Below are 10,609 nucleotides of genomic sequence, written 5' to 3'. Positions count from 1 at the left end.
AAATTAAAAGGACTGAGTCCGGTACAATATCGAAAACAATCCTTTAAATAACAGTCTAACTTTTTGGGGTCAGATCAAAAATAACCGCACTTTTTTTGTAAGCATCCATGCCTAGCCACTGCTGTTTCGACCAATTCAAAATTAACTCCATTCACCCAACCTCCTTATTGATGTGAGATGAAACTAATTTTGCTGCATATTAAATTATTAAATTTTAGGGATAAAAACGGACGACAAATCATTCGACTGCCAATTCTTTATTTAGGACTACGGGGAAGGTTTGCTTGAAGAGTCAAGAAAGACAAGAGCTTGATAGATCAAGTAGAGCACATCGAGATCCCTCTCTAAATGTAATTTATTTATACTGCTATTTTGGTAAAAAGGGAATCTTAAAATCATGAATATGTGATCGAGATCACAATTTAAATGAAAAAAGAAAGCCGCTTATTTTTATTTGGAAAATAAGCAGCTATTTTACTAGTTTTTATCGATTTAAATTCACTGCGCCTTCGTAACCGAGTTGTCGCCAAGCTTCATAAACTGCAACAGCTACTGAGTTAGATAAGTTCATGCTGCGGCTATTTTCTGTCATTGGGATACGAATTTTTTGTTCCATTGGCATCTTATCTAAAATAGACATGGGAATACCACGTGTTTCAGGGCCAAACATTAAATAATCGCCTAATTCAAATTGCACTTCGCTATGTGCTGGGCTGCCTTTGGTTGTAAGTGCAAAAAGACGTTTCGGTTTTTCACTTTCTAAAAAGGCTTCAAAAGTTTTATGCTTTTTGATTTCGGCAAATTCATGATAATCCAGACCCGAGCGACGTAATTTTTTATCATCCCAGGTAAAGCCAAGTGGCTCGATTAAATGAAGGCGAAAACCAGTGTTCGCACAAAGGCGAATAATATTTCCCGTATTTTGTGGAATTTCAGGTTCGTATAACACAATATCTAACATAATAATTTCCTAATCTTTTTGATACAGGCGATAACTCACCATACCTGTGGTTTTTTCTTTTAGTAATTGCCAATTATCAGGCACGCTAAGCGGTTTGTCTTTTTCTGTTTCAATATAAATCAATGCATGAGGTAACAGCCAATTCTTTTCCTCTAAGAGAGCTATTGCTTGTTCAGCTAAACCAAAATGGAAAGGCGGATCTAAAAATACCACATCAAAGTGCGGTTGATTTTGCGCTTGTTTTAAAAATTCTAAGCTATTTTGATTGATCACTTGAGCTTGTTCAGTTGTTGTTTTTAGCGTTTGCAAATTTTTCTTTAATTGATTCGCGACGGTTTTATCTAACTCTAAAAACGTTACCTGTTTCGCTTGACGAGAAAGAGCCTCAAAACCAAGTGAGCCACTACCCGCAAAGCAATCAAGACAATGGCTATCCACAATGTAAGGTATCAACCAGTTGAATAAGGTTTCTTTTACGCGATCGCCTGTTGGACGCAAACCTTCCGCATTTAAAACCGGTAATTTTCGCCCTCGCCAAAGACCTGCGATGATTCGAACTTCGCCTTTGGCATTTTGAACTTGCATTTTTTTCATAAAGAAACAGATTTGTAGTGAAAATTGTGCTTAGTTTAGACGATTTTTTGTTAGAATAGGCAGTATTTTTTACAGATTTGTGTTTAAGAGAAGAATTTATGTCAGAAGAAAAGAAAAAAGGTGGATTTTGGGCCTCTCTTTTTGGTCGCAATAAAAAGCAAGAAGAACAAAAAATTGAGCCAATTATTGAAGAGCCATCTGTCGAACCTGCCGATGTTTCACCTGAGGAAGAAATTGTTCACGCTGAAGAGGACGTTCAATTAGAACAAGTTGAACAGGACGAATTACAGGAATTATCTGAACAACTGCAACAAGAGAAAGCAGAAGAGGTCGTTGTTGAGCATCTTGAACCTATCGTAGAACAAGTGATTTCACCTGAAAGTGCGGTCAATGTTGAACCTGTTTTAGATACACCGGTGATTGAAACAATTGACGAAGAAACGGTAAAAACAGAAGAAATTTCAACCGCACTTCCTACAGAAGATCCAACAGAAAGCATTATTGAACCAGATAATGTCATTGAAGATCTTCCTGTGATTGAAGCGGAGATTGAGCCTGAAATTATTGAAGATGTTAAAGACGAATTACGTTCAGATATCAATACCGAAACGCAAGAAAAACCAAGTGAAGGCGGTTTTTTCAGCCGTTTAGTTAAAGGCTTACTCAAAACCAAACAAAATATTGGCGCGGGTTTCCGATCTTTCTTTTTAGGCAAAAAAATTGATGATGATTTGTTTGATGAGTTGGAAGAGCAGCTTTTGATTGCCGATATTGGCGTGCCAACAACTAATAAAATCATTAAGAATTTGACTGAGCACGCAAGTCGCAAACAATTACAAGATGCAGAATTGCTTTACCAACAACTTAAAGTTGAAATGGCGGAGATCTTAAAGCCTGTCGCGCAGCCGCTAGTTATTGATACGACTAAAAAACCGTATGTTATTTTAATGGTTGGTGTGAATGGTGTAGGTAAAACAACCACAATTGGTAAGTTAGCTCGCAAATTCCAAAATGAAGGTAAATCAGTCATGTTAGCAGCAGGGGATACTTTCCGTGCGGCAGCAGTAGAACAACTTCAAGTATGGGGTGAGCGTAACAATATTCCGGTGGTGGCACAAAGTACGGGCTCAGATTCTGCGTCGGTGATTTTTGATGCGATGCAATCTGCCGCAGCACGTAACATTGATATTTTAATTGCGGATACGGCAGGACGTTTACAAAATAAAAATAATCTCATGGATGAATTGAAGAAAATTGTTCGCGTCATGAGAAAATATGATGAAACTGCACCGCATGAGATTATGCTTACGCTTGATGCGGGCACAGGACAAAATGCCATTAGCCAAGCGAAATTATTTAATGAAGCTGTGGGTTTAACAGGGATCTCTCTAACTAAATTAGATGGCACGGCAAAAGGTGGGGTAATTTTCGCCGTTGCAGATCAGTTTAATTTACCAATTCGTTATATTGGTGTGGGTGAAAAAATTGAAGATTTACGCGAATTTAATGCAGAAGAATTTATTGAAGCATTGTTTGTTCACGAAAATGAAGAATAAAAAGGAATGATAAAGTGATTCGATTTGCAAATGTCTCTAAAGCTTATCACGGTGCGACTCAGCCGGCCTTGCAGGGCTTGAATTTTCATCTTCCTGTCGGAAGCATGACTTATCTTGTTGGGCATTCTGGCGCAGGTAAAAGTACCTTGCTTAAATTAATCATGGGAATGGAAAAGGCGAATGCCGGTAATATTTGGTTTAATGGTCATGATATTACGCGTTTGTCTAAATATGAAATCCCCTTTTTGCGCCGTCAAATTGGAATGGTTCACCAAGATTATCGTTTGTTAACAGATCGTAGTGTGGTAGAGAATGTGGCATTGCCATTGATCATTGCAGGAATGAACCCAAAAGAAGCGCATACACGAGCATTGGTTGCGCTAGATCGTGTGGGCTTACGTAATAAAGCGAATTATATGCCGTCACAAATCTCAGGTGGTGAGCAACAACGTGTAGATATTGCGCGTGCAATTGTACATAAACCGCAACTTTTATTAGCGGATGAGCCGACAGGCAATCTTGATGATGAACTTTCCTTAGGGATTTTTAATCTTTTTGAAGAGTTTAATCGTTTAGGCATGACAGTCTTGATCGCGACACACGATATCAATTTAATTCAACAAAAACCAAAACCATGTCTTGTACTTGAACAAGGCTATTTACGCTATTAAGGATAAAAAATGACAAGACGTATTGATGCTTCTTTTGGCGTGCAAACTGCCTATACATTGCGTTCGGTTTGGAGCGATTTGTTAAAGCGTAAATTTGGTACATTGCTCACAATTCTTGTTATTGCCGTGTCTTTAACAATTCCAACGGTGAGTTATTTGTTATGGAAAAATTTACATTTAGCGACGACTCAATTTTATCCAGAAAGCGAACTCACAATCTACTTACACAAAAATTTAAGTGAAGAAGATGCTAACTTAGTGGTGGAAAAAATCCGTCAACAGGAAGGCGTGGAATCTTTAAATTATGTTTCTCGCCAAGAAAGCTTAAAAGAATTCAAAAGTTGGTCTGGTTTTGGTGAAGAATTAGAGATTTTAGATGATAATCCATTACCGGCAGTCGTGATGGTGAAGCCGTCTAAAGACTTTAATGCATCTGAAAAACGAGCAGAATTACGTACCAACTTAAATAAAATTAAAGGGGTGCAAGAAGTTCGTTTAGATAACGATTGGATGGAAAAATTGACCGCACTTTCGTGGTTATTTGCGCATGTGGCAATTTTCTGCACGGTTTTGATGACCATTGCGGTATTCCTTGTTATCGGAAATAGTATTCGCTCGGATGTCTATAGTAGCCGAGCAAGCATTGATGTGATGAAACTATTAGGTGCTACAGATCAATTCATTCTTCGTCCTTATCTTTATACAGGCATGATTTATGCGGTGTTGGGCGGATTGGTTGCAGCACTCTTTAGCAGTCTTATTGTAGGATACTTTACATCAGCGGTGAAATATGTAACGGATATCTTTGCGGTGACATTTGAGCTCAATGGATTAGGCATTGGTGAGCTAATCTTCTTATTAGTCAGCTGCTTGATTATGGGTTATGTTGGTGCATGGATTGCAGCAACAAGACATATTGCAATGTTAGATAACAAACTATAGATTTCATTTATATTAAAGTGTGGTCATTTTTTGTCGTGTTTTCATCTGAAAAACATTCGGGAAAATGACCGCACTTTTTTGTATGTGGAAATTAATTGAACAAAAAGCTTGCATAATTAGGTGTTTTTGTGTAATATCCACGGGCTTTCAGATATTGAAAGCCGTTTAATGTAATCATTTATTAAACGAGTATTACGATATGTAATACTAACAATGTTTCCGATTTGGAGACTATATAACAGGTAACTTACACCTCCTTTTCTATTTTGAAGTTAGAATTGTGATTGGTGTTAGTTTTTTATTAGCTAAATTTTATTGGAGCTCTGGTCTAATGCAGAACCAAAGAATCCGTATCCGCTTAAAAGCTTTCGATCACCGTTTGATCGATCAATCTACTGCGGAGATCGTAGAAACAGCTAAACGTACTGGTGCACAAGTTCGTGGTCCAATCCCTTTACCAACTCGTAAAGAGCGTTTCACCGTGTTGATTTCTCCACACGTGAACAAAGACGCGCGTGATCAATACGAAATTCGTACACACAAACGTTTAGTAGATATCGTAGAGCCAACAGAAAAAACTGTTGATGCATTAATGCGTTTAGATTTGGCTGCCGGCGTGGACGTGCAGATCAGCCTAGGTTAATTAAGAGGTTATTACAATGATTGGTTTAGTCGGTCGTAAAGTTGGTATGACCCGTATCTTCAATGAAGACGGTGTTTCTGTACCAGTTACCGTTATCGAAATCGAAGCCAACCGCGTAACTCAAGTTAAAACTCTTGAAAACGATGGCTATACTGCAGTTCAAGTTACTACTGGTTCTAAAAAAGCGAATCGTGTAACTAAACCTGAAGCAGGTCATTTCGTGAAAGCAGGTGTTGAAGCTGGTCGCGGTTTATGGGAATTTCGTACTGAAGGTGATGAATTCACTTTAGGTCAAGAAATCAATGTTGACATCTTTGCAGATGTTAAAAAAGTAGATGTTACTGGTACTTCTAAAGGTAAAGGTTTTCAAGGTGGTGTTAAACGTTGGAACTTCCGTACTCAAGATGCTACACACGGTAACTCTTTATCACATCGTGTACTTGGTTCTATTGGTCAAAACCAAACTCCAGGTCGTGTGTTTAAAGGTAAAAAAATGGCAGGACATTTAGGTGCTGAGCGAGTAACCGTTCAATCACTTGAAGTTGTTCGTGTAGATGCTGAGCGTAAATTGCTATTAGTAAAAGGTTCTGTACCTGGTGCTATCAATGGCGATGTTATCGTTAAGCCAGCAGTTAAAGCATAAGTCTAGGAGATAGAGATGGAATTACAAGTTGTAGGTGCAAATGCACTAACTGTTTCTGAAACTACCTTCGGACGTGAGTTTAACGAAGCTTTGATTCACCAAGTTGTTGTTGCTTATGCAGCAGGTGCTCGTCAAGGTACTCGTGCGCAAAAAACTCGTGCTGAAGTGTCTGGTTCAGGTAAAAAACCTTGGCGTCAAAAAGGTACAGGTCGTGCTCGTTCTGGTGATATTAAATCACCAATCTGGCGTTCTGGTGGTACAACCTTTGCGGCTAAACCACAAGATCACAGCCAAAAAGTGAACAAGAAAATGTACCGTGGTGCTATCAAAAGCATTCTTTCTGAATTAGTTCGTCAAGACCGTTTGGTTGTTGTTGAAAAATTCGAATTAGATGCACCAAAAACTAAAGTTTTAGTACAAAAATTAAAAGATTTAGCAGTTGAAGATGCGTTAATTATCACGGCAAGTTTAGATGAAAATCTATTCTTAGCGGCACGTAACTTATATAAAGTTGATGTACGTGATGTTCAAGGTATCGATCCAGTTAGCTTAATCGCTTTCGATAAAGTGATTGTTACTGTTGACGCTGTGAAACAAATTGAGGAGATCCTAGCATGAGTCAAGAACGTTTGCTAAGCGTGCTACGTGCACCGCACATCTCTGAAAAAGCAACTAACAATGCTGAAAAATCTAACACTGTTGTACTTAAAGTTGCTTTAGATGCGAACAAAGCTGAAATTGCTGCTGCTGTTGCTCAATTATTTGAAGTAAAAGTTGATTCAGTTCGTACTGTGGTTGTTAAAGGTAAAACTAAACGCCGTGGTAACAAAATGGGTCGTCGCAGCGACTGGAAAAAAGCTTATGTAACTTTAGCCGAAGGCCAAAACTTGGACTTCGTGGACAGTGCAGAGTAATCGGAGGAAATTAGAGAATGGCTATCGTTAAATGTAAGCCGACCTCCGCTGGTCGTCGTCACGTTGTTAAAATCGTGAACCCTGAATTACACAAGGGTAAACCTTACGCGCCTCTTCTAGATACTAAATCTAAAACTGGTGGTCGTAACAATTATGGTCGTATTACCACTCGCCACATCGGTGGTGGTCATAAACAACATTACCGTTTAATCGATTTCAAACGTAACAAGTTAGATATCCCAGCGGTTGTTGAACGTTTAGAATATGATCCAAACCGTTCAGCTAACATTGCTTTAGTGCTTTATAAAGATGGTGAACGCCGTTATATCTTAGCACCTAAAGGTTTGTCAGTTGGCGATCAAATCCAATCTGGCGTTAACTCACCTATTAAAGTGGGTAACTCATTACCAATGCGTAATATCCCAGTTGGTTCAACAGTACATAACGTTGAATTAAAACCAGGTAAAGGCGGTCAAATCGCTCGTTCTGCTGGTGCTTATGTACAAATCATCGCTCGTGAAGGCAACTACGTAACTTTACGTTTACGTTCAGGCGAAATGCGTAAAGTATTAGCTGAATGTGTTGCTACAATCGGTGAAGTTGGTAACTCAGAACATATGCTTCGCGTATTGGGTAAAGCTGGTGCTAACCGCTGGAGAGGTATTCGCCCTACAGTTCGTGGTACTGCAATGAACCCGGTAGATCACCCACACGGTGGTGGTGAAGGTCGTAACTTTGGTAAACACCCAGTAACTCCTTGGGGCGTTCAAACTAAAGGTAAGAAAACTCGTCACAACAAACGTACTGATAAATTCATCGTACGTCGTCGTGGCAAATAATTTAAATTAATAAGAGGATAAGCCATGCCACGTTCTCTCAAGAAAGGTCCTTTCCTTGACCTACACTTGTTGAAGAAGGTAGAGAAGGCGGTGGAAAGCGGGGATAAAAAACCAATTAAAACTTGGTCCCGTCGTTCAATGATCATTCCTTCAATGATCGGATTGACCATCGCAGTCCATAATGGTCGTCAGCACGTTCCTGTTTATGTATCTGATGAAATGATCGGCCATAAATTAGGTGAATTTGCACCGACTCGTACATACCGCGGTCACGCGGCAGATAAGAAAGCTAAGAAATAAGAGGTAAATAGATGGAAACTATCGCAAAACATCGTTACGCTCGCACTTCTGCCCAAAAAGCTCGCTTAGTTGCCGATTTAATTCGTGGTAAAAAAGTTGCGCAAGCATTAGAAATCTTAACTTTTACTAACAAAAAAGCTGCGGCTTTAGTGAAAAAAGTATTAGAGTCTGCTATTGCTAACGCAGAGCATAATGATGGTGCAGATATCGATGATCTTAAAGTTGCTAAAATCTTCGTTGACGAAGGTCCTAGCATGAAACGTGTTATGCCACGTGCTAAAGGTCGTGCAGATCGTATTTTAAAACGTACTAGCCACATTACTGTGGTTGTGTCAGATCGTTAATAAGTAGAGGAATAGCAATGGGTCAAAAAGTAAATCCAAATGGTATTCGCCTAGGTATTGTAAAACCTTGGAACTCTACTTGGTTCGCGAATACACAAGATTTCGCCGACAATCTTGACGGTGACTTCAAAGTACGCAAATTCTTAAATAAAGAATTAGCAAACGCTTCGGTTTCACGCATTACTATTGAGCGTCCAGCGAAAAGTATTCGTGTAACAATTCACACAGCTCGCCCTGGTATCGTTATCGGTAAAAAAGGTGAAGATGTTGAAAAATTACGTAACGCAGTATCTCAAATCGCCGGCGTTCCGGCTCAAATCAACATTGCTGAAGTGAAAAAACCGGAATTAGATGCAAAATTAGTTGCAGACAGCATCGCTTCTCAATTAGAACGTCGCGTAATGTTCCGTCGTGCTATGAAACGTGCGGTACAAAGCGCAATGCGTTTAGGTGCTAAAGGTATCAAAGTTGAAGTTAGCGGTCGTTTAGGTGGTGCAGAAATCGCACGTTCTGAATGGTATCGTGAAGGTCGTGTACCTCTACATACTCTTCGTGCGGACATCGATTATAACACTGCAGAAGCTCATACTACATACGGCGTAATCGGCGTTAAAGTATGGATCTTCAAAGGTGAAATTTTGGGTGGAATGGCTGCAGTTGCGCAATCAGAACAACAACCTGCCGACAAGCCTAAAAAGGCTCCGCGTGGCAAAGGTCGTAAGTAAGGAGAAACGCTAAATGTTGCAACCAAAACGTACAAAATTCCGTAAAGTTCACAAAGGCCGTAACCGTGGTATCGCGGGTGGTACTGAAGTTAGCTTTGGTACATTCGGATTAAAAGCAGTTGGTCGTGGTCGTTTAACCGCTCGTCAAATTGAAGCGGCTCGTCGTGCAATGACACGTGCAGTTAAACGTCAAGGTAAAATCTGGATCCGTGTTTTCCCAGATAAACCAATTACTGAAAAACCATTAGAAGTCCGTATGGGTAAAGGTAAAGGTAACGTTGAATACTGGGTAGCCTTAATCCAACCGGGTAAAGTACTTTATGAAATGGATGGTGTGTCTGAAGAGATCGCAAGACAAGCATTTGCATTAGCAGCTGCTAAATTGCCAATCAAGACTACCTTCGTAACTAAGACGGTGATGTAATGAAAGCTCAAGATTTACGTACAAAAAGTGTTGAAGAGCTGAATGATGAATTGGTGAACCTTTTAGGTGAACAATTCAAATTGCGTATGCAAACAGCCACCGGTCAGCTTCAACAAACCCATCAGGCTAAACAAGTGCGTCGTGATATCGCACGCGTTAAAACCATTTTAACTGAGAAGGCGGGTGAGTAATGACTGATAAAATTCGTAGCGTACAAGGTAAAGTTGTTAGCGACAAAATGGAAAAATCTTTCGTTGTTGCTATTGAACGTAAGGTAAAACACCCGTTATACGGTAAATTTATCCGTCGTACAACTAAATTACACGTACACGATGAGAACAACGAAGCCAAATTAGGTGATGTAGTAGAGATTCGCGAATGTCGTCCTCTCTCTAAAACCAAATCTTGGACTTTAGTTCGTGTTGTTGAGAAAGCAGTTATTGCTTAATTAACAAATTAAAAATAAAAGCCAATGGTTTATACCGTTGGCTTTTTTCTTTCCAAAGTTTGCTAAAAAGTCATAAAAATTTGACCGCACTTTAAGCACTCTGACTTAAGCATAAAATTTTGATTGCGTTTCTTCCGTGATTTTGGTAAACTCGGCCACCTATCCATACCTTTCTAAGGTATGGATAGGTTCGTCCCGCAAGGGTGTATTATTAACTTAACGGAGCATAAAATATGATCCAAGAACAGACTATGCTGGATGTTGCCGATAACTCTGGTGCTCGCAGCGTAATGTGTATCAAGGTTCTAGGTGGATCGCATCGTCGTTATGCTGCTATTGGTGATATCATCAAAGTTACTGTGAAAGAAGCAATTCCACGCGGTAAAGTTAAAAAAGGTGATGTATTAAAAGCAGTTGTTGTGCGCACCAAGAAGGGTGTTCGTCGCCCAGACGGATCAGTCATTCGCTTCGATGGTAACGCTTGTGTAATTTTAAACAATAACACAGAGCAACCAATCGGTACTCGTATTTTTGGACCGGTGACTCGTGAACTTCGTTCTGAGAAATTCATGAAGATCATTTCTTTGGCACCAGAAGTACTGTAA

Annotated in this window: 17 protein-coding genes; 15 read left to right on the top strand and 2 right to left on the bottom strand. The window is 39.6% G+C overall.

Annotation, left to right across the window (positions count from 1 at the left end):
• Window positions 1-484: 484 nt before the first annotated feature.
• The gene (gene trmL / locus ACXVWP_RS05655; protein ID WP_297569418.1) at window positions 485-961 is read right to left on the bottom strand and encodes a tRNA (uridine(34)/cytosine(34)/5-carboxymethylaminomethyluridine(34)-2'-O)-methyltransferase TrmL; all 477 of its coding nucleotides are present in this window, start codon (window positions 959-961) and stop codon (window positions 485-487) included.
• Between the two features lie 9 nt (window positions 962-970).
• On the bottom strand, window positions 971-1,555 hold the full coding sequence (gene rsmD, locus ACXVWP_RS05650; protein ID WP_297569421.1) for a 16S rRNA (guanine(966)-N(2))-methyltransferase RsmD: 585 nt from the start codon (window positions 1,553-1,555) through the stop codon (window positions 971-973).
• Window positions 1,556-1,653: 98 nt separating this feature from the next.
• On the opposite strand from rsmD, the gene ftsY reads away from it, so the two are divergent.
• The 15 genes from ftsY (at window position 1,654) to rplN (ending at window position 10,609) form a co-directional block, all read left to right on the top strand.
• A complete protein-coding gene (gene ftsY, locus ACXVWP_RS05645; protein WP_297569424.1) occupies window positions 1,654-3,111 on the top strand; it encodes a signal recognition particle-docking protein FtsY in 1,458 nt (485 codons plus the stop codon).
• A 14-nt stretch (window positions 3,112-3,125) separates the two neighbouring features.
• Window positions 3,126-3,782 (top strand): cell division ATP-binding protein FtsE, encoded by a 657-nt coding sequence (gene ftsE, locus ACXVWP_RS05640; RefSeq protein ID WP_297569427.1) that lies wholly within the window; start codon window positions 3,126-3,128, stop codon window positions 3,780-3,782.
• A gap of 9 nt (window positions 3,783-3,791) precedes the next feature.
• The gene (gene ftsX / locus ACXVWP_RS05635; RefSeq protein ID WP_128787961.1) at window positions 3,792-4,724 is read left to right on the top strand and encodes a permease-like cell division protein FtsX; all 933 of its coding nucleotides are present in this window, start codon (window positions 3,792-3,794) and stop codon (window positions 4,722-4,724) included.
• Between the two features lie 331 nt (window positions 4,725-5,055).
• Window positions 5,056-5,367 (top strand): 30S ribosomal protein S10, encoded by a 312-nt coding sequence (rpsJ, locus tag ACXVWP_RS05630; RefSeq protein ID WP_001181005.1) that lies wholly within the window; start codon window positions 5,056-5,058, stop codon window positions 5,365-5,367.
• A 16-nt stretch (window positions 5,368-5,383) separates the two neighbouring features.
• Entirely contained in the window at window positions 5,384-6,010 is a 627-nt protein-coding gene (rplC, locus tag ACXVWP_RS05625) for a 50S ribosomal protein L3 (protein WP_049357253.1), read from the top strand.
• A 15-nt stretch (window positions 6,011-6,025) separates the two neighbouring features.
• Complete coding sequence (rplD, locus tag ACXVWP_RS05620) at window positions 6,026-6,628, top strand: 50S ribosomal protein L4 (protein WP_005695085.1); 603 nt, start codon at window positions 6,026-6,028, stop codon at window positions 6,626-6,628.
• On the top strand, window positions 6,625-6,924 hold the full coding sequence (rplW, locus tag ACXVWP_RS05615; protein ID WP_005632756.1) for a 50S ribosomal protein L23: 300 nt from the start codon (window positions 6,625-6,627) through the stop codon (window positions 6,922-6,924). The genes rplD and rplW overlap by 4 nt, the downstream gene beginning before the upstream one ends.
• A 17-nt stretch (window positions 6,925-6,941) precedes the next feature.
• Window positions 6,942-7,763 carry a 50S ribosomal protein L2 gene (rplB, locus tag ACXVWP_RS05610; RefSeq protein WP_014064570.1) on the top strand — a complete coding sequence of 274 codons (822 nt, stop codon included), beginning with the start codon at window positions 6,942-6,944 and terminating at the stop codon, window positions 7,761-7,763.
• Window positions 7,764-7,787: 24 nt separating this feature from the next.
• Window positions 7,788-8,063: a 30S ribosomal protein S19 gene (rpsS, locus tag ACXVWP_RS05605; RefSeq protein ID WP_005539416.1), complete on the top strand. Its 276-nt coding sequence runs from the start codon at window positions 7,788-7,790 to the stop codon at window positions 8,061-8,063.
• Between the two features lie 11 nt (window positions 8,064-8,074).
• Window positions 8,075-8,407, top strand: a complete 333-nt coding sequence (rplV, locus tag ACXVWP_RS05600) for a 50S ribosomal protein L22 (RefSeq protein ID WP_005625897.1) — start codon at window positions 8,075-8,077, stop codon at window positions 8,405-8,407.
• Between the two features lie 17 nt (window positions 8,408-8,424).
• Window positions 8,425-9,132 carry a 30S ribosomal protein S3 gene (gene rpsC, locus ACXVWP_RS05595; RefSeq protein ID WP_049363953.1) on the top strand — a complete coding sequence of 236 codons (708 nt, stop codon included), beginning with the start codon at window positions 8,425-8,427 and terminating at the stop codon, window positions 9,130-9,132.
• A 13-nt stretch (window positions 9,133-9,145) separates the two neighbouring features.
• Window positions 9,146-9,556 carry a 50S ribosomal protein L16 gene (gene rplP, locus ACXVWP_RS05590; RefSeq protein WP_005695088.1) on the top strand — a complete coding sequence of 137 codons (411 nt, stop codon included), beginning with the start codon at window positions 9,146-9,148 and terminating at the stop codon, window positions 9,554-9,556.
• Window positions 9,556-9,747, top strand: a complete 192-nt coding sequence (rpmC, locus tag ACXVWP_RS05585; RefSeq protein WP_014064571.1) for a 50S ribosomal protein L29 — start codon at window positions 9,556-9,558, stop codon at window positions 9,745-9,747. Before rplP ends, rpmC begins: the two co-directional genes overlap by 1 nt.
• Entirely contained in the window at window positions 9,747-10,004 is a 258-nt protein-coding gene (gene rpsQ, locus ACXVWP_RS05580) for a 30S ribosomal protein S17 (RefSeq protein WP_005695091.1), read from the top strand. The genes rpmC and rpsQ overlap by 1 nt, the downstream gene beginning before the upstream one ends.
• 233 nt (window positions 10,005-10,237) lie before the next feature.
• On the top strand, window positions 10,238-10,609 hold the full coding sequence (rplN, locus tag ACXVWP_RS05575) for a 50S ribosomal protein L14 (RefSeq protein ID WP_005619403.1): 372 nt from the start codon (window positions 10,238-10,240) through the stop codon (window positions 10,607-10,609).

Source organism: Haemophilus sp. SZY H56, from assembly GCF_054332415.1.
Note: the sequence above shows the minus strand (reverse complement) of the source record. Positions and strands in the feature narration are given on the sequence as shown.

Coding starts and splice junctions, on each gene's coding strand:
- trmL (WP_297569418.1), bottom strand. CDS start 961: ATGTTAGATATTGTGTTATACGAACCTGAAATTCCACAAAATACGGGA.
- rsmD (WP_297569421.1), bottom strand. CDS start 1,555: ATGAAAAAAATGCAAGTTCAAAATGCCAAAGGCGAAGTTCGAATCATC.
- ftsY (WP_297569424.1), top strand. CDS start 1,654: ATGTCAGAAGAAAAGAAAAAAGGTGGATTTTGGGCCTCTCTTTTTGGT.
- ftsX (WP_128787961.1), top strand. CDS start 3,792: ATGACAAGACGTATTGATGCTTCTTTTGGCGTGCAAACTGCCTATACA.
- rpsJ (WP_001181005.1), top strand. CDS start 5,056: ATGCAGAACCAAAGAATCCGTATCCGCTTAAAAGCTTTCGATCACCGT.
- rplC (WP_049357253.1), top strand. CDS start 5,384: ATGATTGGTTTAGTCGGTCGTAAAGTTGGTATGACCCGTATCTTCAAT.
- rplD (WP_005695085.1), top strand. CDS start 6,026: ATGGAATTACAAGTTGTAGGTGCAAATGCACTAACTGTTTCTGAAACT.
- rplW (WP_005632756.1), top strand. CDS start 6,625: ATGAGTCAAGAACGTTTGCTAAGCGTGCTACGTGCACCGCACATCTCT.
- rplB (WP_014064570.1), top strand. CDS start 6,942: ATGGCTATCGTTAAATGTAAGCCGACCTCCGCTGGTCGTCGTCACGTT.
- rpsS (WP_005539416.1), top strand. CDS start 7,788: ATGCCACGTTCTCTCAAGAAAGGTCCTTTCCTTGACCTACACTTGTTG.
- rplV (WP_005625897.1), top strand. CDS start 8,075: ATGGAAACTATCGCAAAACATCGTTACGCTCGCACTTCTGCCCAAAAA.
- rpsC (WP_049363953.1), top strand. CDS start 8,425: ATGGGTCAAAAAGTAAATCCAAATGGTATTCGCCTAGGTATTGTAAAA.
- rplP (WP_005695088.1), top strand. CDS start 9,146: ATGTTGCAACCAAAACGTACAAAATTCCGTAAAGTTCACAAAGGCCGT.
- rpmC (WP_014064571.1), top strand. CDS start 9,556: ATGAAAGCTCAAGATTTACGTACAAAAAGTGTTGAAGAGCTGAATGAT.
- rpsQ (WP_005695091.1), top strand. CDS start 9,747: ATGACTGATAAAATTCGTAGCGTACAAGGTAAAGTTGTTAGCGACAAA.
- rplN (WP_005619403.1), top strand. CDS start 10,238: ATGATCCAAGAACAGACTATGCTGGATGTTGCCGATAACTCTGGTGCT.